We start from the raw sequence: 19,487 nt of genomic DNA, 5'->3' as shown, positions 1-19,487 counted from the left end.
TTAGCGCACTCGTCGCCCTTGCCGCATCGCCTCACGGGTGACGGCCAGAGTGCCTCTAGAAGAACGACAACATCACTTCCAACGCCGTGAAAATTCTCATCGTCAACACGTTGTATTACCCGGACAAGGTCGGTGGAGCCGAGGTATCGACGCAACTTCTCGCCGAAGGCCTCGTGAGAGCCGGCATGGAAGTCAGCGTGGCCTGCGCGACGGGAACGGGCATGGACAGCATTTCCGAATTGAACGGGGTGAAGGTCTATCGTCTGCGTAACGCCAATCTGTACTGGCCGCATCGGCCAAAAAAACGCTCGCGCGTGGCGAGGTTCGCCTGGCACGCGCTCGATGTCTACAACGTCGTGATGTCGCGCAAGCTCGCCGGCATCATCGCGCAAGAAAAGCCGGACGTCATTCATACCAGCAATCTCGCGTGTCTCTCGGTGGACGTCTGGCGCGTGGCGCGCAACGCGGGCGTGCCGATCGTGCATACCGCTCGCGACTATTACCTGATGTGCCCGTCCACGACAATGTTCTCGGACGCCGAGCCTTGCAAGCGGCAGTGCGCATCGTGCGCGCTCTATTCCGCGCCGAAGCGCGGCGCGTCGGCGCGTGTGGAAGTGGCCATCGGCGTCAGCCGCTTCGTGTTGCAAAAGCATCTGGACAACGGATATTTCCCGCATGCGTCGCGCACGGCGGTCGTGAGCAACTGCTATATCCCGAGCACGGACGGCGCGGCGCTCGCCAACAAGCGGCGCTATGAAGGCGGCCCCGTGCGGCTCGGCGTGCTCGGACGCGTGGCGCGCGACAAAGGCTCGGAGGTCGTGCTCGAACAACTCTCGGCCGACCACACGCTCGACTGGACGCTCGCATTCGGCGGCAATGGCGAGGCCGGCTACATCGCATCGCTCAAGACGAAGTATCGCGACCCGCGCGTGCAGTTTCTCGGACACGTGAAGGCGAGCGACTTCCTCGACAGCATCGACATTCTCATCGTCCCTTCCATCTGGCACGAACCGTTCGGGCGCGTGATCGTGGAAGCGTACTCGCACGGCTTGCCCGTCGTCGGCGCGAACCGGGGCGGCATTCCCGAAGTCATCGAGCCGCGTTCCGGTCTCGTGTTCGACATGGATCGGCCGGAGACGCTCATTCAGAAGATCCGCGAAGCCATCGAACTGCTGAAAGAGCCGTCCGTGCATGACCGGCTGCGCAAACACGCCGATACCTTCAACCCCGAAACGATGGTGAACGCGTATCTCGACATTTACCGCAGCGCGCTCGAAGGCGCGATGACGCGAAGCGCCGAGCCGGTCGCCGCCGCCATCACGCCCAAGGCCCACATGGATTGATGACCGCGCAACGCGGTCATCGCTCATTGGCCGTCAGTCATCGATCATCGATCATCGATCATTGAAACTTCACGGGCACCGGACTCGTCAGCAGGTTCACGTAAAGATTGAAGAACCTGGCGTTATCGTACTTCGTCACATAGGTGATCTTGAGCGGTGAAGCGCCGGGCGCGGGCGCGTCCGGATACACGCGCACATGCCCCTCATTTTCGCCCGGCGTGGTGTCGATATCGAGGTACGCGCTCTGCGTTTCGGTCGCGTAAGTCGGGTCGAGAAAGTAAGGCATTGTCAGCGTGTCGTAGATATTCGTATTGCTCGCGAAAGCATTCGCGTTCGCGACGGCATAGACCTTCGTGACGGGCGTCTGTCCGGTCGGCGGATTGACGATCTGGTTGTAGATGCTTTCGGTGAGCGGCACGGTGTTGGTCACATCGAGCGGAATCACGCGCTGCGGAATGGTCGTCTGCAAGAGCGTGCGCACGGCCACCGGATCGAACCACCAGTTCAGTTCGCCCACGGCGTTCGCGTTGCCCGGCACGTTCATCGCGCCGCCCATATAGACGATCTGCTTGATGAGCGGCACGATCTCGGGCGCCTTCTTCACGGCGGTCGCGAGGTTCGTCGGCGGCCCTACCTCGATGATCGTCACCTGGTTCGGATAGCGTTTGATGCGGTCGATCATGAAGTCCGCGGCCGCTTCCGCTTGCAGCTTGGTCGACTGCGCGAAGCCGTCGGGGGGCGCGGTGAGCTGCGACGCGTCGGTCGGCTCGGGACGCATCCACGCGCCGAAGTAACCGTTGGGATTCGCGGCCTGCTGCGCGCGAATGCTCGCGACGTCGTACTGAAGCGGATAGTTCGCGCCGCCGTACACGCCGACCCGGTTCTGCACGCCCATGCGCTCGACGGCCTTCAGCGCATCGGCTTCTTCCTGCAACAGCCAGTCGTTGCCCGTCACGACGCACAGGCCGAGCAGATTCACCTTGCCCTGCCCCATCAGCTGGCTCGTCATCGCGAAGAGCTGGCCGTCATCGCCCATCGTGTTGAAGTCGGAATCGATGATGACTTTCGGTGCATCGTTGTACGCATCGTGGTGATCCGAGCCGCCGCAAGCGGCCACGAGGCAGGACAGAAGCGGCGGAATCAGCGGAAGCAGTCTGCGGGGCGCCATGTGTGTCTCCTTGTGTTTGAACGTTCTGGATGGCCGCGCTGGCAAGTGGCCTGATTCATTCTAGGAGCATTCACTGCGTTCGGCGGCGCGATCGTCGATGCCTGCGGGAGCGCACTTTGCTGGCATCGCACACCGCGCAATGAACGTCGACAGGTCCCGCCATGCTTCTTTCCCTTGCCGTGCTGCTGCTCTTCCAGTGTTTCGGGGAAGGCGTCTCGTATGTGTTCCGGCTTCCCGTGCCGGGGCCGGTCGTCGGCATGTTGCTGCTGCTCGCGTTTCTGATCGCGCGGCCGCGCGCCGCCAACACCATCGAGCCGACCGCGAACGAACTGCTGCGTCATCTCTCGCTGCTCTTCGTTCCGGCAGGCGTCGGCATCATGGCGTCCGCGAGCGCCGTGCGCGGCGATCTCGTGGCGGTCGTGCTGGCGATCATCGTGAGCACGACGCTCGGCATCGGCGTGACGGCCGTCGTGATGCGCGCGCTGATGCGCCGGCAAGCGGGAGACGAACCGTCATGAGCGCGATCCCACGGCTCAACGCGATATGGGTCTACCTCGCGGCCTCGCCGCTCCTCGGCCTCACCATCACGCTCTTCGCGTATCTGATCGCGCAGTCCGTCTATACGCGATGCCGTTTCAATCCGCTCGCCAATCCGGTGTTGATCGCGGTGGCGCTGATCGTCGCGGTGCTTCAGATCAGCGGCACGCCGTATCCGACTTACTTCGAAGGCGCGCAGTTCGTGCACTTCCTGCTGGGGCCCGCGACCGTTGCGCTGGCGCTGCCGCTCTACCGGCAACTGGGCAACCTGAGGCGGCTCGCCGCGCCGCTTTTCGTCGCGCTCTTCGCCGGGTCGATGACCGCGATCGTTTCGGCGGTCGCCATCGCGTCTTGGCTCGGCGCATCGCGGCAGACCATTGCATCGCTCGCACCGAAGTCCGCCACCACGCCCATCGCGATGGCGGTGGCGACGTCCATCGGCGGCATTCCGTCGTTGACGGCGGTGCTCGTCATCTCGACGGGCGTCTTCGGCGCCGTGTTCGCGCGCGTGATTCTCAACGCGCTGCGCATCGCGGAACCGGAAGCGCGTGGCTTCGCGCTCGGCGTGGCTTCGCACGGCATCGGCACGGCGCGCGCCTTTCAGGTCAGCCAGCAGATGGGCGCGTTCGCCGGGCTCGGCATGGGACTCAACGGCATACTCACCTCGTTTCTCGTGCCGGTGATCGTGCCGGTGCTCGTGCGCTGGCTCTGAACGGAGGCGACGAAGGAACGCGCCTTGCTCGCTGCGGCGCCATGAAGCCCATCCGTTCACTGTCGCTTGCGCCGCTCGTCGTCGCGATCGCGCTGGCATGCGCTGCGTGCTCGTCATCCGACGATGCCGCCTCCGATGCGCGCATCGTGCTGTCGTACGCGCGCTCGGCGTCGCAGTCGATGGACTCGTGGCTCGACGGCACCGCGCCGTCGTCGTACGCCAGACGCTCGGTCGATTCGGCCAGCGAACAGATCGGCAAGATCGCGGGCGACCTGCAACGCGCCCACGCGCCCGCCGATGCCGCCTCGCAAGTTCACGCGGTACAGGCCGCCTTCGATACGGCGCGCAATGCGCTCGATTCCGGCGACCGCGCCCGCGTCACCCAAGCACGCTCGACCATGCATGACGCCGCGTCCCGCCTCGACGCGTGGCTGCGCGCGCAACCCGGTGACGCGTCATGAAGAAGCTGCTGGAGATATCGCTCGGCATCGTGACGAGCATTGGCGGCTTCCTCGAAATGGGCGAGATGTCGACCACCGCGCAGGCCGGTGCCGCGTTTCACTATCAACTGCTGTGGACCGTCGTGCTCGGCACGGTCTGCATCGCGTTCCTCACCGAAATGTCGGGACGCTTCGCGGCGGTGAGCGGACACACCATCGTCGATGGCATCCGCGACCGCTTCGGCATCAAGCTGCTCGCGCTGCCGCTCATCTCGACGGTGATCGTGAGCTTTCTCGTACTGAGCGCCGAGATAGGCGGCGTCTCGGTGGCGCTTGAATTCGCAACGGGCATCTCGTATCGATGGTGGGCGCTGCCCGTCGCGCTGCTCTCGTGGCTTTTCTTGTGGCGCGGCACGTTCGGCATGCTGGAGAAAGGCATCTCGCTGCTCGGCCTCGTCACGCTGTGCTTCGTCGTCGCGATCATCCGGCTGCGGCCCGAATGGACCCAGGTGGCCGCCGCTGCGGTGCCGAGCCGTCCGCACGGACACGCCGCGACGTACTGGTTCATGGCCGCGAGCATTCTGGGCGCGTCGCTTTCGCCCACGCTCTTTCTATTCTATTCGTCGGGCGCAATAGAAGACCGCTGGGACCGCAGCTATCTCTGGCCCAATCGCGCGATCGCCGCACTGGGCATGCTGTTCGGCGGCGTGATCTCGGCGGCCGTGCTGCTCGTCTCGGCGCAAGTGCTCAACGGGCGCGGCATTCTCGATGTCGAAGACTTCCATCAACTCCCGCTGCTTTTGGTCGATGCGTTCGGCATGTGGGGATTCGTGCTCTTCGTGGCGTCGCTCGGCATTGCCTCGCTCGGCGCGGCGCTGGAAGTGGCGCTGCTCGAAGCGTATCTCTTCGCGCAGGCGTTCGGCTGGAACTGGGGACAAGACTGCCCGCCGCGCGCCAATCCCGGCTTCTGCCTCGTCTATACCTGCGCGCTCTTGCTCGGCGCATTGCCCATTGCCGCCGGCGCCGATCCGCTCAAGCTCACGGTGTTCTCCATGGCGCTCACCGCCGTCAACTTGCCGTTGATGGTGGTGCCGTTCATCGTCCTGATGAACGACGAGCACTACATGGGCGAGCATTGCAACGGACCGATCTCCAACGTGGCGGTGATCGCCATTACCGCGCTCGCGTTCGTGCTCGGCATCGTCACGATACCGCTCGAATACTTCGGAGGCACATGATGGACGTCGTGCACGATATTCTCGACAAGCAGCTCGTCGACAAGAACGGCGTGCGCATGGGACGCGTGGATGGCCTCGTCGCCGAACTGCGCGACGGCGAACTGCCGAGGCTCGTGTTCATCGAAACGGGCACGGTCGTGATGGCGCGGCGCTTCGGCAGGCGGGCGCATCGGCTGATGTGCGCGTTGCTCACGCGTATCGGCGCGGGCCACAAGACCACGCCGTATCGCATCGCGTGGAAGGACGTGCGCAAGGTCGCCGTGGATATCGAACTCGACGTGGATTCCGACGACACGCCCGTGCACGACTGGCAACGCTGGCTGCGCGAGCGCGCTATCGGCCGCATTCCCGGAGCGCGCTGATGCAGACCGTCAATCTCGATGAACTCGTCGGCCTGCGCGTCACCGCGATGGACGGCCGGCGCGTCGGCCGCATCTCCGCGCTGCTGGCCGAAGATCGCGGCGGCGACTGCGTGATCGCCGCAGTGCGCATCGAGACGCATGGCTTCGCGAGTCGCGTGATGCGCTGGATGGCGATGGCGGTCTCGCCTGCATCGTTGCGACACAGGCTTGCGCAGAAGCCGCTCGATGTCGCGTGGGAGAAACTCGACTGGGCCGACCTGCGGCAGCCGCGCCTGCGCGAAGAGGCGCGTTGATCCGCGTCACTCGCTCGCCATGGCCTCGATCGCATCGGCGATGCGGCCTGCTTCATCGTAATGCAGCATGTGTCCGCGATCCGGCACCACCGCGATCGTGCTCTGCGCGATATCCTGGTGCAGCCTTCCCGACTGCGAATCTGCATCGACGATCGTGTCGTCCGCGCCGGCGAAGATCCGCACCGGCACTTTGATCTCGCCGTATCGCCGCGACAAGTCATGCGCCGCCGGCACCATGTGGCCCGCGTCTTCACCGATCGCGCGCATTTGCGACGGACGCAGCAGCAACTCGCGCGGCTGCATCTCGCGAAAAACGTCCGGCACCGGCTGCGGCGCGAACATCAGGCGCAGGTTCGGATCCATCATCAGGCGCGCGGCAATGGGCGAAACCGTGTAGCGCATGACATCGCCGATGACGGGTATCGCGGCGGGCGCCGTGAGCAGCACGTCGAAGCGCGCGCTCGGATAGAAATAGCCGCTGATCAGCGCGAGGCCGCGAATGTCGATGCTCGGATCGAGCGCCATGGAGAGCGCGGCGAGACAGCCGAGCGACTGCCCGACGACGACCGCCCGCGTCAGTCCCATGCGCTTCAGCGCCTGTTGAAAGAGCGCCGCCTGCGCTTGCGGCGTCCATGCGCGATCGCGCGGACGTTCGCTGAAGCCGAAGCCGGGGCGATCGAACGCAATCACGCGATGCCGTTGCGCGAGCCGGTCGAAGAGTCCGCTCGCCACGTAGTCTTGCAACATGACGAGATTGCCGTGCAAGAGCACGATGACCGGGCCTTCGCCTTCGTCGATGTAATGCAGACGCACGCCATCCACGTCGATGAAGCGTCCGACGGCAGGATGATCGCGTTCGGCGCGGCGGGCGCGCAGCGCGGCCCACGCGGCCACGCCGAGCGATGCAGCCGCGACGGAGCCCGCAAGCAGTTTCCCCGATGACAAAGAGCTTGATGTTCTCTGACGCATGATTCCCCGATGATCTGTAATCGAGCGCGAAGCGCGCAAAGGGATTGAGTGAGCAAGTCCCATGCCACGCGGGCCCAGCGCATCACCGGGCATTTTATTAGTGGTACTGATTGTCTTTTCCTGGCAGTGAACCCGTCGCAGCCGTCCCCAAATGACGACCGCTTACTTGCGCAAGCGCAATCGGAGCCTCCGTTTCGCATTTACGAATCGACGAACAAGTTACAGTTGGTCCCGCCCGCCGTTACAATCGTCTAATGAATTGGCGTTAAGCTGCCGTCACTTCCAACTACAAAAAAAGGTGAAGCGATGAAGCGAGGATCTTGGCGAACTCTCGGCCTGGCGGCAGCAATCTCGATGATGGTCGCTGCTTGCGGAGGCGGCAGTGACGGCGGATCGGGCACGCCGACAGGCACGCTGCACGTGGCGATGACCGATGCCCCCGCATGCGGCTTCGATCATGTGTACGTCACCGTCTCGCAGGTGCGTGTGAATGCAAACGCGCAGGCCACGGACAGCGACGCTGGCTGGACTACCATCGTCCCGTCTTCGCCGCAAAGGATCGACCTGCTCTCGCTGACCAATGGCGTCCTTGCCGATCTCGGTCAGGCCGCGCTGCCGGCTGGTCAATATCAACAAGTGCGCCTCGTGCTCGCGCAGAATTCGGGCAACTCGCTGGCCAATTCGATCGTGCCCACGGGCGGCACAGAACAGCCACTCGCGACGCCGAGTGCGACGCAAAGCGGCTACAAGATCATTCAGCCTTTCACAGTCCAGCCGAACACACTCGTCGATCTCGTGCTGGACTTCAACGCCTGCAAATCGGTCGTTGCGCGCGGCAACGGCTCTTATGCGCTGAAACCGGTCGTGACTGCGACGCCGACGACGGTGAGCGGGCAGATCTCCGGCTATGTCGCGACTGCCGAAGCGGGCGCCACGGTGTATGCGGAGCAGGGAGGCAAGGTCGTCCGGGGCACCGTCGCCGACAGCACCGGCAAGTTCGTTCTCGCGCCGCTCATTCAAAGCTCGACGCAAGGCAACTACGATGTCGTTATCGTGCAGAACAACGTTGCGTCGGGCATCGTGCGCGCGGTGCCGGTCGTCGTGAACGCGACCACGACGGTTTCGACGCCGGCCGCGCCTATCGCCCTGCCCGCTTCGTCGATGAGCAGCGTGAGCGGAACGGCCACTCCGTCCGCGAACGCGCTCGTGCGCGCATTGCAGACGATCGACGCCAGTCCCTATGAAATCGCGTCTGTTAATGCGAATCTAGACACCGGCGCATATCAGCTGTTCCTGCCTGCGGCAGCGCCTCTGGTCAGCACCTATGCGGGATCGCTGCCCTTGAGCTTCGCCGCAGTGCCTGCGGCAGCCGGTCAGTACACCGTGGAGGCGAATGCCGCGTCGGGCGCAACACAGTCGGCGCCGGTCAATGCAACGACGAGCCAAACGAACCTAAACTTCAGTTTCTGATGACCATCGAAGGGGCCGCCCGCATGGCAGGCGCCCCTTCATTTTTCGGAGTGTTTGATGAGGAAATTTGTCGTTCTCACGTCATTGCTGGTGACTGTCGGCATGCTCGGCGGGTGCGCGGTGTACGTACCCGATGCACCCTATGTCACGGTCAAACCGCAAGGCGGTCTGGGCAACGGATTCTGCCCGCCGGGGCAAGGAAAGAAGGGCAACTGTTGACGCGGTCGACCGCGTGAACGGGCCTTGAACGCACATAGGTGGTGGGCGGTGCGCCAGTTCGCGAGGGCGCAACCGGCGCGCATGAGGCTGGCCTCGGAACGTCGCTTGCTGCCGTCCGAGACCAAGCAACCGACCTCGCGAGGCCCGATGATGAATCAAAAACCGCAAGACCCGCAGAACGCCGTATCGGAAGATGGCCATATCGAAAGCCAGCCGATTCCCGGCCACAACGAAAACATTCCGACGAACCCTGCCGACGATCCGAAGCGCGGCCCGACCGAAGACCGCGCGCCGGACGCCACGCCCGATACCAAACCCGGCACGCCGCCCGGCTCGCAGAGCGAGAGCGACCGCTTGAAGACGCCCGAGGACGGCAATCCGCTTTAGATCGCACGCGGCTTATCCGTCTTATCTGTCCGGGACGGACGGCGTCGAAATAGCCTGAATGGTCGAGGACACTTCGCCGTCGGAATAGATCGCGATATCGCCGAGCGCGAGCATGCCGACGAGGTTCTTCTCGCTGTCCACGACAGGCATCCGGCGAATCTGCAACTGCTCCATCCTGCGCATGGCGTCGTGAATCTCGTCGTCTTCGAAGCACCATTCGACGGGTTCGCTCGCCACCTCCTGCACCGCGCACGACGACTCCTTGCCCACCGAGACCGCGCGCACCACGATGTCGCGGTCGGTCACGACGCCCTTCAGGCGCGTGCCGTCGCACACCGGAAGCGCGCCGACGTTGAGTTCGTCCATCAGTTCGGCTGCGCGGCGAATACTCTCGTTGGGCGCAATGGTCTGAACGCCGCGTGTCATTACTTCGGCTACCTTGGTCATGACTTCCTCCTCGCTTTCATGGCACTCCCGACGCAGCATGCAGCGTGCCGTTGTCTCGCCCGGCGCGCACGCGTCGGCCTGTTGATTGCTAACCCAAGCGCATACGGTCAATGCGGAACGCACAATGAAAATCGCACAGGTCGCACCGCTCTACGAGAGCGTCCCTCCTATCGCATACGGCGCCACCGAGCGCATCATTTCTTATCTGACGGAAGCACTGGTCGCCCTCGGGCATGAAGTCACGCTGTTCGCCACGGCGGATTCGAGAACGCGCGCCCGCTTGCATGCCAGCGCGCCGACGGCGCTCTGGCGCGACGAACGCGTGTGGGATACGACGAGCCATCATCTGCGCCAGCTCGAAGCTGTCATCGAACGTTCATCGCAATTCGATGTGATCCACTTTCACACCGAGCCCATTCATCTGCCGATGCAGCGCTTTCTCGCGTGCGCATCGCTTACGACCATGCACGGGCGTCTTCTTCCCGCGGATCACGGTCCGCTCTTCGAGACCTTTGCGAATGCGCCGCTCGTCTCGATCTCCGACAGCCAGCGCCGCGGCGCGCCGCACGCGAACTGGCGGGCCACCGTGCATCACGGCCTCGCGCTCGATGAGATGCGCTATTCGCGCGAAGGCGGCGACTATCTGCTCTTCGTCGGCCGCGTGATGCCCGAAAAGCGCATCGACCGCGCCATCGAGATCGCGCGTCGCGCGGGGCTGCCGCTGAAGATCGCCGCTGCCGTGCATCCGGGCGAGCGCGCGTACTTCAAGGAGACGATCTGGCCGCTCATCGCGGAGTCGGAGTCGTTTGTCGAATATCTCGGCGAAGTGGGCGGCGAGACGCGTCGCGCGCTCTTCGCGAACGCACGTGCGCTCGTCTTTCCTATCGACTGGGAAGAACCGTTCGGCCTCGTGATGATCGAGGCGATGGCCTCCGGCACGCCGGTCGTCGCGTTCAGGCGCGGCGCGGTGCCCGAAGTCATCGAGCATGGCGTGAACGGCTTCATCGTCGACGATGTGGACCAAGCCGTGCGCGCCGTTCACGAGATTGGCGCGATAGACCGCGCGCGCTGCCGCAAGACGTTCGAGCAGCGCTTCTCGTCCGAACGCATGGCGCGCGACTATCTCGCGGTCTATCACAATCTGCTTCAAAGCCGTGCGAGCGCGGACGCCTTCATCACCGCTGCCGACACCGACGCGCTGGAAGCCTAACCAATCACACGAACCACCATGCGCATCGCTCAAGTCTCGACGCTTTATGAAAGCGTGCCGCCCCGGCGTTACGGCGGCATCGAACGGATCGTGTCCTATCTCAGCGAAGAACTCGTGGCATTGGGTCACGACGTGACGCTTTTCGCGAGCGCCGACTCGCGCACGAGCGCGAAGCTCGTCGCGGGAAGCGACTGCGCGGTGCGGCTCGTCGAGGACACCGCCGATCCGCAAGCCTTTCACTTTGCGATGCTCGAAGACGTGGTCGCCGCGTCGAAGCACTTCGACATCGTGCATTTCCACACGGATTACCAGAGCTTTCCGTTCGCGCGCCGCATGCAGTGCGCGCATGTGACGACGCTGCACTGGCGGCTCGACGTGCCCGGGCTCGAACCCATGTACCGCCGCTTCGCCGATATTCCGCTCGTCTCCATCTCGAACGCGCAGCGCGCGCCGCTGCCGTGGCTCGCGTGGGCGGGCACCGTGTATCACGGATTGCCGGACACGCTCTATCCGTTCCATGAACGCGCGGGCGACCATCTCGCGTTCGTCGGACGGATCGCGCCGGCGAAAGGCCCGGATGCGGCTATTCGCATCGCGCGTCGCGCGGGCATGCCGCTCAAGATCGCCGCGAAAGTGGATGAAGCCGACCGCCCGTACTTCGAAAGCGCGGTGGAGCCGCTCGTCGAAGCGCCGCTGATCGAATACGTCGGCGAGCAGGACGATGCGGGCAAGAGCCGCATCATCGGGCAAGCGCGCGCGCTGCTCTTTCCGATCGACTGGCCGGAGCCGTTCGGCCTCGTGATGATCGAGGCGCTCGCGTGCGGCACGCCCGTGATCGCGTTCGGGCGCGGCTCGGTGCCGGAGATTATCGAGGATGGCGTGAACGGCTTCGTCGTGCGCAACGAGGACGAAGCGGTGGAAGCGCTCGCGCGTCTGCCGCAAATCGATCGCCGCCGCTGCCGTGAAACCTTCGAGCGGCGCTTCACGGCGGAGCGCATGGCGCGCGATTACGTCGATGTTTTCCAGCGTCTCGTCGATGCCCGCGCGGCCCGTTGCACGCCGCCGTCGCTCGTCGAGCAGGACGCCTAACCAGAGGACACACGCATGCGATTCATGGTGCTTGCCAGCGATTACGACAACACGCTCGCCGAGAACGGCCGCGTCTCCGAGGCTACGTGGGACGCCATCGACCGCCTGCGCGCGTCGGGGCGTCACATGATCCTCGTCACGGGCCGCGAGCTCGACGATCTGCTCACGTTGTGCGACCGCGTCGACCGCTTCACGCTGATCGTCGCGGAAAACGGCGGCGTGATCTATTCGCCCGTCACGCGCGAGCGCAAGCTGCTCGCGCCGCCGCCGCCGCCCGTGTTCGTCGAGGCGATGAAGAAGGCCGGCGTGCGCCATCTCGGCGTGAGCCAGACGCTCGTCGCCACCGTGCGGCCTTACGACGAACAGGCGCACGCCGCCATCCGCGATCTCGGGCTGGATCTGCACGTCGTCTATAACGGCGACGCGGTGATGGTGCTCGCGCCGGGCGTCAGCAAGGCGAGCGGCCTGCTCGCGGCGCTCGATGAGCTCTCGCTGTCGCCGCGCAATGCGGTGGGCGTCGGCGACGCGCAGAACGATCACCCGCTGCTCGATGCGTGCGAGATGTCGGCGGCGGTGAGCAACGCGATTCCCGCGCTCAAGTCGCATGCGGATATCGTGCTGAAGAGCGAATGCGGCGCGGGCGTGACCGAACTGATCGACGCGATTCTCGCCGACGATCTCGCCGCCGCGAGCGAGCGCGTCACGCGGCGCAACGTGCTGCTCGGAGAGCGCATCAACGGCGCTTCGCAGCAAGAAGGAGGCGAGCCTGAAACGCTCGCGCCGCAACGGACCGTCGCGCTGATCGCGGGGCAATCGGGCGGAGGCAAGTCCACGCTCATCACGGGCCTGATGGAGCGGCTCGTCGCCGCCGGCTACCAGTTCTGCGCGCTCGATCCCGAGGGCGACTTCGATACGTTCGAGAACGCGCTCCCCATCGGCGATGCCGAGACCGCGCCGAAAGCCGACGACGTCACGCGGCTTTTGCATCAGCCGAGCCAGTCCGTGCTCGTGAATCTGATGCGCGTCACGTTCGCGGACCGGCCCGCGTACTGCGCGAGCGTGCTCGCGCACATGCAGAAGTCGCGCGCGCTCACCGGCCGCCCGCACTGGATGCTCTTCGACGAAGCGCATCACTTCTTTCCCGCGAGCATCAACCCGGCCGACGAAGTGTTGCCGGACCAGCTCGCGCCCGCGCTCTTCGTCACCGTGCATCCGGAGCAGCTTTCGCCGCGTCTCCTGGATCGCGTGACGATGTTCATCGGCGCGGGGCCGGGCGCGCAGACTTCGCTGGAAGAGTTCGCGCGCGCGGCGGGTCACGATGCGCCCGTCGCGCTGCCCGACGACATCAAGCCCGGCCAGGCGCTCGTGTGGCGTCGCGAGGCGGACGGCGGCGGCTGGGGCGAGCCGGTCGTCGTGCATGTCGAGCCCGCGAAAACGCAGCGCCGCCGTCATGTGCGCAAGTATGCGGAAGGCATGCTGATCCCGGAGCGCAGCTTCTACTTTCGCGGCCCCGACGACAAGCTGAACTTGCGCGCGCACAATCTCGTGCTCTTCCTCGAACTCGCGGAAGGCGTCGATGAGGACACCTGGATGTTCCATCTGCGCCAGGGCGACTATTCGACGTGGTTCCGCGACGTGATCGGCGATACGTCGCTGGCGGACGAGGCGCAAGCCGTCGAAGCCAACGAGGGCCTTTCGGCGAAGGAGAGCATCGAAGCCATTCGAAAGGCCGTCGAACAGCGTTATACGCAGCCGGAGAATCCGGTGCTGCCGAACATCCTCGCGCCGGGATCGAAGGACGGCGATGGCGCATAAATTGCTGCACTGCGTCGCGTAACGCGTATAGCGCCTGGCATCGGATAAAGGTTCGATGTCAGGCGCAGTTTGCGTCGCATGTCCCTGAAGGTGCCCTAAGCAGAGGTGTTGAATGAATACGAATTCGCCGCCAGCGCGGTCGCCCGCCGGCCCGTCGTCGCCATCGCCATCGAACACGCGATCGCCGTCGCCCGTCGTCAAATGGCTGACCGTGCTGTTTCTCGCGTTGTCGGGTCTTTATCTCGGCGGCGTCGGCATATGGCTCGTCGCCATCGGAGGCTCGCCGTATTACGTCGTCGCGGGCATTCTCATGCTGGCGGTCGCGTGGCTCATCTGGCGGCGCAATACGCTCGCGCTGATCGTGTACGCGGTGCTGCTTTTCGGCACGCTGATATGGGCGGTCGCCGAAGCGGGCTTCGACTTTTGGGCGCTCGCGCCGCGTCTGGACGTGCTCGTCATCGTCGGCATCTGGCTGCTGCTGCCCTTCACGTATCGCCTGTATATGAACCCGGTGCGCCGGGGCGGCCTCGCGCTCGGCGCGGCGCTCGTTCTGGCCGGCATCGCGCTCGTGTATGCCGCGTTCAACGATCCGCAGGAGGTGAACGGAACGGTGAGCGCGCAGGCGTCGGGGGCCTCGGGTGCGTCTTCCGCGACCGGCGGCCGTCCGGGCGACTGGCTCGCGTACGGCAATTCGCAGCACGGCACGCGTTATTCGCCGCTTTCGCAGATCAACGACAAGAACGTCGGCAATCTGCAAGAAGCGTGGTCGTTCCGCACGGGCGACATGAAAGGCCCGCACGATCCGCTCGAAATCACCGATGAGGTGACGCCGCTTGCCGTCGACGGCACGCTCTTTTTCTGCACGCCGCACCAGAACGCGATTGCGCTCGACGGCGCGACCGGCAAGGAGAAATGGCGCTTCAATCCGGACCTGAAGCCGGACCCGAGCTTTCAGCACGTGACCTGCCGCGGCGTCTCCTACTATGAGACGCCTGCGGTCGCAGAGGCGCGTCAGACGAACAGCCTGTCGTCGCTGCCGGCATGCGCGCGCCGCGTGATCCTTCCGGTGAACGACGGGCGTCTCTTCGAACTCGATGCCGCGACCGGCCAGCGTTGCGCGGGCTTCGCCGCCAACGGCATGCTCGACTTGCAGCATTTGCAGCCGGTGAAGACGCCGGGCATGTACGAGCCGACCTCGCCGCCGATCATCACGTCGAAGGTCATCGTCATGGCCGGATCGGTCACGGACAACTACGGCACGCGCGAGCCGTCGGGCGTGATTCGCGGCTTCGACGTGGACACAGGCAAGCTGCTCTGGGCGTTCGATCCGGGCGCGCGCGACCCGAACGCGATTCCGAGCGATCAGCACAGCTACACGATGAACTCGCCGAACTCGTGGGCGCCCGCCGCTTACGATGCGCAACTCGACATCGTGTATCTGCCGATGGGCGTCTCGACGCCGGACATCTGGGGCGGCAATCGCACGCCGGAACAGGAACGCTATGCGAGCGGCCTGCTCGCGCTGCATGCATCGACCGGCAAGCTCGCGTGGTTCTATCAGACGGTGCACCATGACCTGTGGGACATGGACTTGCCCGCGCAGCCGACCATCGCGGATATCAAGGATTCGAATGGCAACATCGTTCCCGCGATCTATGCGCCGGCAAAGACGGGCAACATCTTCGTGCTCGACCGCCGCACGGGCAAGCCGATCGTTCCGGCGCCCGAGCAGCCGGTGCCGCAGGGCGCGGCACAGGGCGACCGCCTGTCGCCGACGCAACCGTTCTCGCAGCTCACCTACCGGCCGCAGAAGAACCTGACGGGCGCGGACATGTGGGGCGCAACGATGTACGACCAGCTCGTGTGCCGCGTGATCTTTCATCGGCTGCGCTATGAGGGGCCGTTCACGCCGCCGTCGGAGCAAGGCACGCTCGTGTTCCCTGGCAATCTCGGCATGTTCGAATGGGGCGGCCTTGCCGTCGATACGGACCGACGCATTGCGATTGCGAATCCTATCGCGCTGCCGTTCGTCTCGAAGCTGATTCCGCGCGGACCGAACAACCCGATGGAGCCGCCGCAGGGCGGGCAGGCGGGCACCGGCGCGGAGACGGGCATTCAGCCGCAGTACGGCGTGCCGTTCGGCGTGACGCTGAATCCGTTCCTTTCGCCGCTGCGCCTGCCTTGCAAGCAGCCGGCCTGGGGCTATGTGTCGGCGCTGGATCTGGAGACGAACAAGGTGATCTGGAAGAAGCGCATCGGCACGACGCGCGATGCATCGCCTATTCCGCTTCCGTTCAAGATGGGCATGCCGATGCTCGGCGGCCCGATGACGACGGCGGGTCACGTGTTCTTTATCGGCGCGACGTCGGACGATTATCTGCGCGCGTTCAGCACCGATACCGGCGAGGAGTTGTGGCACGCGCGTCTGCCGGCAGGCGGACAGGCGACGCCGATGACGTATGAGGCGAACGGCAAGCAGTACGTGCTGATCGCGGCCGGCGGGCATGGGTCGTTTTTGACCAAGCTCGGGGATTATGTGATTGCTTATGCGTTGCCGGAGAAGAGGTGAGGGGCTGTCGCTCGTTCTTTTGGGGCGAGCGGCAGCGGGCAGTGGTGTGAGCGCGGAGGGCGTCGCATGATCAGAGCTATGCATTTGCTGGCCTAGTGGCCGAAAGTGCGATCGGGCTTGCAACGTTGAACCGGGTTGCAAGGCGCCACCGCCGAAGCGACAGCAGCCGCACTAAAGTTTGTCCCAATGAGCGCGGTGCGAGCTTCGGCGGCGCGCTGCATGGTTTCGACGTCGGGATTCACAACGGTGGAGACGAAGTGGCTATGCTCAGTGTCCTCCGACCCAACGAAGCGGAGACAGTCGGTCAGATGGGTCGTCGACAAGTCCGACCCGAAGTAAACGACGCAGCCGAATGTTCCTGTTGCGCGCTTGCTCGCCGCACGGCGTTTTCCCGCAACTGACGCATGTATTGTTCGGGTTCGAAGCGCATGCCGGTAATCGGCACGTCGGCTGGCGATTGACCCAGCCAGCTCGACCAGCCGAGTTGCTGCGGGCCGCCCAGTACTGCAGGCGGCGCGCTATCAGGTTCGATCTGCAACTCGAGTTCCCAGTCGTACTCTTCGCTGACGAACGCCCTCACCCATTCAACGAGGCGCAGCAAGTCCGAGCCGCGTGGCGTGAACCGCTGATAGTCCTCGATCTGCAGTGGGCCGACCACGATGCGAAAGCGGTATTGGCAATCTGGCGATTGCTCGCCCAGCATGGCACCGGCGCTCAGGTACGAAGACATGCGCTGTTCGCCCATGATGCTTCGGTTCTGCTCGGGAATGACCATCCAGTGAAGCTGGTACTCCTCGATCTTGAGCGGCACGCCGAAATAGGCGGCCAGTGAAGCGCGCAGGCCGTCCACGTTGCGGGCTCCGCAGGCGAGATGCGAAGCGGCCGACAGCCGCGCGTGTTCGGGCAGGAAAGGTACTCGGTCCCGCCTGAGCGCGTGGCCGGACACACTTGCCGTATAGAGCGAGAATCGCTCGTGTGTGGCGCGGTCGAGGCTCGCCGTCGCCTGTGCCGACGCCCACGCCCGATACAGCAGAGAGAGCGAGCGGTGATGGAAGATGTTCAGGAAGTTGCTTAGCGTCGGATCGCGACGGCTCTCTTCACGCTCACGGGCGATTTCCGTGACGTGTATCGGCAACGATCCATTCGGGCCGAGCATGCCGAGTCCGAAAAGACGGATGTGCAGCGTGCCGTTTTTGAGTTCGGCGCTCGCCACTTCGCACGGCGCGAAAATCAGGCTCGGACGTTGGCCGATGCGGAACGGCTCAGTCGCGGGCAACTGCGCAAAGCCGATGGCTTCGACGGACAAACGCGCGCCGACGCTGCGCATCAGCGGAAGGAAACCATACCGCCACGGCTCCGTTTGCAGACGATCGACGTGCGCGAGCGACGGCTTCGTATCGGCCAGGTGCGCCTCGAATGCTCGCTCCATTGACTCTCTCACTTGTTGAAGGCAGGTATTGCCAGGTTGTAGCGGGGCGCAGGCGACCTTGAGTCAGCTACGCACCGACAGGCGACGAACGGGTTGAACATCTCGACTCAGACCGTCAGTCGCCCACCTCCGCGGAAACGCTCCCGATTAGCGTACAGCCGCATTCGGTATGGTGTCCATGCAAGGCAACACGCTGACCGCCGATCATGAAAGTCGGATGCGCTTCGATGATCTTGTTGATTCCATGCGGACGGCCGTCCGGGTACTTCTGCGGACAATCGACGAGGTCGTGCAGGCGGGCAACGCTGCGTCCACCGATCTTGTGGGTCGACGAACCCGTGATCACTTTTCCGGCGTGGTCGGTGGTATCCCCGACAAGGATGATTCGAAGACTCATATAAGTCACAGACGGCGGTAACGTGGGAGGCGATATTTGAATGCGATGCCGAGACAGGTCATTGACTGATCTGGTCGAGAACGACGCTGATGGGATCCGTGGGAAACTTGGCCGGATTCTGCGCAGCCGTGCGCTGATAGGGATCAGAAGGATCGATCCTGCACTGCGCTTCGATCTCAGCCGGCCATTGCGGAATCTTGCTGGTCCTCATCGCGAATAGCCGGCCGATCGAGATGAGCCAAACCACTGGTGCGGAGATGTATTTGACGAGGCGCGGCAACCCATTGAGGTATAAATTCAGTGCGAAGAGCCCCTCGCGATACGTTTCGCGGCGAGTAGCGATGTCATGACACCAGAACACATCGCCATAGACGGCCTTCGGACCTTCCTCCATGTAGCGGCGTACGAACTCCCAGCAGTTCTTCAATTGTCGCGGATCTTCACTGTCGCAAGGCAAGGCGAAAGTCCATTCCACGGTTTGTCGATCCGCCTTCAGCGCGTGGCCACGGATGTCCCATATTTGCGGCCCTGACCCGGGCGTGAAGGATCTCTTGCACCGACTAATCGTGAAGAAGAGATCGTCCCACTTGGCTGAACGAATCACGCCGTCCAGGCAGAAGACGTAGACCATGCGTTTGGGGTAGTTGAACCGGATCGGGAAATGCGTCCAGCGATATGACTCTTTCAAGAGCATCCAGATTAAATAAGCCCACAGCGGACAGCAAACAGCGTAGCAGATACCCATGCCTATCAAGTCTGTTGAAGTCGGCACTAAGTGCCATTCAGGAACTGATAATGCAACAGTGGGCATCAACAGCGTTAGCGAAACAAAAAACAGACTCCCGAATGTTACATAACCACGGTAGATGAACCAACGATCAACCAACTCCATGAAGGTGGAGTTGAATTTGATCGTCGACGCGTTGTAGAACGGCCTAACGTCGATTCGTTCTCTCTGCCGCAGCTGGTTCTGTCGCTCTTCTGCTGTCAGCACCCTGTTCACAGGGTAGCTCGTTTGAGAGATGTCTTTGTAGTTCATTCGAAAACCCAAATTCAAAGGGAACGCGTTCATTTCTTGCTGGAAGTCCGAGCAACGGTTAGCTTCGTCCGTCCCCAATACGCATCGCTTCAGCGATGCAATTACTTTGCCGTCTCCGAGCTTAGTAATGAGAACCTGTGCAACAACGCAGCTTCGTTGAGCGAGATTCTCACAGTTAATCTCAAACTTCTGCGACCACTAACTAACCGGCCATCAATCATGACTGATCTGGTCGAGAACGACGCTGATCGGATCGGTGGGAAACTTGGCCGGATTCTGCGCAGCCGTGCGCTGATAGGGATCAGAAGGATCGATCCTGCACTGCGCTTCGATCTCAGCCGGCCATTGCGGAAT

At 63.7% G+C, this 19,487-nt stretch carries 20 protein-coding genes; 14 read left to right on the top strand and 6 right to left on the bottom strand.

The window, feature by feature from the left end:
• Window positions 1-86 precede the first annotated feature (86 nt).
• On the top strand, window positions 87-1,343 hold the full coding sequence (locus NCR35_RS28680) for a glycosyltransferase family 4 protein (protein WP_250537297.1): 1,257 nt from the start codon (window positions 87-89) through the stop codon (window positions 1,341-1,343).
• Window positions 1,344-1,401: 58 nt separating this feature from the next.
• On the opposite strand, the gene NCR35_RS28675 is transcribed toward NCR35_RS28680, so the two are convergent.
• Entirely contained in the window at window positions 1,402-2,511 is a 1,110-nt protein-coding gene (locus tag NCR35_RS28675) for a nucleoside hydrolase (protein ID WP_250537296.1), read from the bottom strand.
• A 161-nt stretch (window positions 2,512-2,672) separates the two neighbouring features.
• On the opposite strand from NCR35_RS28675, the gene NCR35_RS28670 reads away from it, so the two are divergent.
• Genes NCR35_RS28670 through NCR35_RS28645 form a run of 6 tightly spaced genes read left to right on the top strand, consistent with a single transcriptional unit; the run spans window position 2,673 to window position 6,093 of the window.
• The gene (locus tag NCR35_RS28670) at window positions 2,673-3,029 is read left to right on the top strand and encodes a CidA/LrgA family protein (protein WP_250537295.1); all 357 of its coding nucleotides are present in this window, start codon (window positions 2,673-2,675) and stop codon (window positions 3,027-3,029) included.
• A complete protein-coding gene (locus NCR35_RS28665) occupies window positions 3,026-3,760 on the top strand; it encodes an LrgB family protein (protein ID WP_250537294.1) in 735 nt (244 codons plus the stop codon). Before NCR35_RS28670 ends, NCR35_RS28665 begins: the two co-directional genes overlap by 4 nt.
• Window positions 3,761-3,801: 41 nt before the next feature.
• Window positions 3,802-4,221 (top strand): hypothetical protein, encoded by a 420-nt coding sequence (locus NCR35_RS28660; RefSeq protein WP_250537293.1) that lies wholly within the window; start codon window positions 3,802-3,804, stop codon window positions 4,219-4,221.
• Window positions 4,218-5,438: an Nramp family divalent metal transporter gene (locus NCR35_RS28655; RefSeq protein ID WP_250537292.1), complete on the top strand. Its 1,221-nt coding sequence runs from the start codon at window positions 4,218-4,220 to the stop codon at window positions 5,436-5,438. Before NCR35_RS28660 ends, NCR35_RS28655 begins: the two co-directional genes overlap by 4 nt.
• A complete protein-coding gene (locus NCR35_RS28650) occupies window positions 5,435-5,800 on the top strand; it encodes a hypothetical protein (RefSeq protein WP_250537291.1) in 366 nt (121 codons plus the stop codon). The genes NCR35_RS28655 and NCR35_RS28650 overlap by 4 nt, the downstream gene beginning before the upstream one ends.
• Window positions 5,800-6,093: a PRC-barrel domain-containing protein gene (locus NCR35_RS28645; RefSeq protein WP_250537290.1), complete on the top strand. Its 294-nt coding sequence runs from the start codon at window positions 5,800-5,802 to the stop codon at window positions 6,091-6,093. The genes NCR35_RS28650 and NCR35_RS28645 overlap by 1 nt, the downstream gene beginning before the upstream one ends.
• Before the next feature lie 6 nt (window positions 6,094-6,099).
• On the opposite strand, the gene NCR35_RS28640 is transcribed toward NCR35_RS28645, so the two are convergent.
• Window positions 6,100-7,038 carry an alpha/beta fold hydrolase gene (locus NCR35_RS28640; protein ID WP_250537289.1) on the bottom strand — a complete coding sequence of 313 codons (939 nt, stop codon included), beginning with the start codon at window positions 7,036-7,038 and terminating at the stop codon, window positions 6,100-6,102.
• Window positions 7,039-7,368: 330 nt separating this feature from the next.
• Here NCR35_RS28640 and NCR35_RS28635 point away from each other — a divergent pair, with 330 nt between their 5' ends.
• From NCR35_RS28635 to NCR35_RS28625, 3 genes are all read left to right on the top strand, one after another.
• A complete protein-coding gene (locus tag NCR35_RS28635) occupies window positions 7,369-8,532 on the top strand; it encodes a DUF4382 domain-containing protein (RefSeq protein ID WP_250537288.1) in 1,164 nt (387 codons plus the stop codon).
• A gap of 57 nt (window positions 8,533-8,589) precedes the next feature.
• On the top strand, window positions 8,590-8,751 hold the full coding sequence (locus NCR35_RS28630; protein WP_250537287.1) for a hypothetical protein: 162 nt from the start codon (window positions 8,590-8,592) through the stop codon (window positions 8,749-8,751).
• 147 nt (window positions 8,752-8,898) lie between these two features.
• Window positions 8,899-9,138 (top strand): MARCKS-like protein, encoded by a 240-nt coding sequence (locus NCR35_RS28625; protein ID WP_250537286.1) that lies wholly within the window; start codon window positions 8,899-8,901, stop codon window positions 9,136-9,138.
• A gap of 21 nt (window positions 9,139-9,159) precedes the next feature.
• Here the strand turns inward: NCR35_RS28625 and NCR35_RS28620 are convergent, their stop codons facing one another.
• Window positions 9,160-9,585: a CBS domain-containing protein gene (locus NCR35_RS28620; RefSeq protein ID WP_244851318.1), complete on the bottom strand. Its 426-nt coding sequence runs from the start codon at window positions 9,583-9,585 to the stop codon at window positions 9,160-9,162.
• A 124-nt stretch (window positions 9,586-9,709) separates the two neighbouring features.
• Between NCR35_RS28620 and NCR35_RS28615 the strand changes: the two genes are divergently transcribed.
• From NCR35_RS28615 to NCR35_RS28600, 4 genes are all read left to right on the top strand, one after another.
• The gene (locus NCR35_RS28615; protein ID WP_250537285.1) at window positions 9,710-10,795 is read left to right on the top strand and encodes a glycosyltransferase family 4 protein; all 1,086 of its coding nucleotides are present in this window, start codon (window positions 9,710-9,712) and stop codon (window positions 10,793-10,795) included.
• 18 nt (window positions 10,796-10,813) lie between these two features.
• On the top strand, window positions 10,814-11,884 hold the full coding sequence (locus NCR35_RS28610) for a glycosyltransferase family 4 protein (RefSeq protein WP_250537284.1): 1,071 nt from the start codon (window positions 10,814-10,816) through the stop codon (window positions 11,882-11,884).
• A 15-nt stretch (window positions 11,885-11,899) separates the two neighbouring features.
• Complete coding sequence (locus tag NCR35_RS28605) at window positions 11,900-13,699, top strand: HAD family hydrolase (protein WP_250537283.1); 1,800 nt, start codon at window positions 11,900-11,902, stop codon at window positions 13,697-13,699.
• A gap of 112 nt (window positions 13,700-13,811) precedes the next feature.
• Window positions 13,812-16,268: a glucose/quinate/shikimate family membrane-bound PQQ-dependent dehydrogenase gene (locus NCR35_RS28600; protein WP_250537282.1), complete on the top strand. Its 2,457-nt coding sequence runs from the start codon at window positions 13,812-13,814 to the stop codon at window positions 16,266-16,268.
• Window positions 16,269-16,572: 304 nt separating this feature from the next.
• Here the strand turns inward: NCR35_RS28600 and tssG are convergent, their stop codons facing one another.
• The 3 genes from tssG to NCR35_RS28585 all read right to left on the bottom strand — a co-directional run bounded on the left by tssG (window position 16,573) and on the right by NCR35_RS28585 (window position 19,133).
• Window positions 16,573-17,697 (bottom strand): type VI secretion system baseplate subunit TssG, encoded by a 1,125-nt coding sequence (gene tssG, locus NCR35_RS28595; protein ID WP_250537281.1) that lies wholly within the window; start codon window positions 17,695-17,697, stop codon window positions 16,573-16,575.
• 115 nt (window positions 17,698-17,812) lie between these two features.
• The gene (locus NCR35_RS28590; RefSeq protein ID WP_250537280.1) at window positions 17,813-18,094 is read right to left on the bottom strand and encodes a PAAR domain-containing protein; all 282 of its coding nucleotides are present in this window, start codon (window positions 18,092-18,094) and stop codon (window positions 17,813-17,815) included.
• Between the two features lie 58 nt (window positions 18,095-18,152).
• Window positions 18,153-19,133: a DUF6708 domain-containing protein gene (locus NCR35_RS28585; protein ID WP_250537279.1), complete on the bottom strand. Its 981-nt coding sequence runs from the start codon at window positions 19,131-19,133 to the stop codon at window positions 18,153-18,155.
• Window positions 19,134-19,487 lie beyond the last annotated feature (354 nt).

Origin of the sequence: Caballeronia sp. AZ10_KS36 (genome assembly GCF_023631105.1) — a bacterium.
Taxonomy (GTDB): Bacteria; Pseudomonadota; Gammaproteobacteria; order Burkholderiales; family Burkholderiaceae; genus Caballeronia.
Note: the sequence above shows the minus strand (reverse complement) of the source record. Positions and strands in the feature narration are given on the sequence as shown.

Excerpts from the sequence above, each read along its gene's own strand:
- NCR35_RS28675 (WP_250537296.1), bottom strand. The coding sequence starts at position 2,511 with ATGGCGCCCCGCAGACTGCTTCCGCTGATTCCGCCGCTTCTGTCCTGC.
- NCR35_RS28670 (WP_250537295.1), top strand. The coding sequence starts at position 2,673 with ATGCTTCTTTCCCTTGCCGTGCTGCTGCTCTTCCAGTGTTTCGGGGAA.
- NCR35_RS28665 (WP_250537294.1), top strand. The coding sequence starts at position 3,026 with ATGAGCGCGATCCCACGGCTCAACGCGATATGGGTCTACCTCGCGGCC.
- NCR35_RS28660 (WP_250537293.1), top strand. The coding sequence starts at position 3,802 with ATGAAGCCCATCCGTTCACTGTCGCTTGCGCCGCTCGTCGTCGCGATC.
- NCR35_RS28655 (WP_250537292.1), top strand. The coding sequence starts at position 4,218 with ATGAAGAAGCTGCTGGAGATATCGCTCGGCATCGTGACGAGCATTGGC.
- NCR35_RS28650 (WP_250537291.1), top strand. The coding sequence starts at position 5,435 with ATGATGGACGTCGTGCACGATATTCTCGACAAGCAGCTCGTCGACAAG.
- NCR35_RS28645 (WP_250537290.1), top strand. The coding sequence starts at position 5,800 with ATGCAGACCGTCAATCTCGATGAACTCGTCGGCCTGCGCGTCACCGCG.
- NCR35_RS28635 (WP_250537288.1), top strand. The coding sequence starts at position 7,369 with ATGAAGCGAGGATCTTGGCGAACTCTCGGCCTGGCGGCAGCAATCTCG.
- NCR35_RS28630 (WP_250537287.1), top strand. The coding sequence starts at position 8,590 with ATGAGGAAATTTGTCGTTCTCACGTCATTGCTGGTGACTGTCGGCATG.
- NCR35_RS28625 (WP_250537286.1), top strand. The coding sequence starts at position 8,899 with ATGATGAATCAAAAACCGCAAGACCCGCAGAACGCCGTATCGGAAGAT.
- NCR35_RS28620 (WP_244851318.1), bottom strand. The coding sequence starts at position 9,585 with ATGACCAAGGTAGCCGAAGTAATGACACGCGGCGTTCAGACCATTGCG.
- NCR35_RS28615 (WP_250537285.1), top strand. The coding sequence starts at position 9,710 with ATGAAAATCGCACAGGTCGCACCGCTCTACGAGAGCGTCCCTCCTATC.
- NCR35_RS28610 (WP_250537284.1), top strand. The coding sequence starts at position 10,814 with ATGCGCATCGCTCAAGTCTCGACGCTTTATGAAAGCGTGCCGCCCCGG.
- NCR35_RS28605 (WP_250537283.1), top strand. The coding sequence starts at position 11,900 with ATGCGATTCATGGTGCTTGCCAGCGATTACGACAACACGCTCGCCGAG.
- NCR35_RS28600 (WP_250537282.1), top strand. The coding sequence starts at position 13,812 with ATGAATACGAATTCGCCGCCAGCGCGGTCGCCCGCCGGCCCGTCGTCG.
- tssG (WP_250537281.1), bottom strand. The coding sequence starts at position 17,697 with ATGGAGCGAGCATTCGAGGCGCACCTGGCCGATACGAAGCCGTCGCTC.
- NCR35_RS28590 (WP_250537280.1), bottom strand. The coding sequence starts at position 18,094 with ATGAGTCTTCGAATCATCCTTGTCGGGGATACCACCGACCACGCCGGA.
- NCR35_RS28585 (WP_250537279.1), bottom strand. The coding sequence starts at position 19,133 with ATGAACTACAAAGACATCTCTCAAACGAGCTACCCTGTGAACAGGGTG.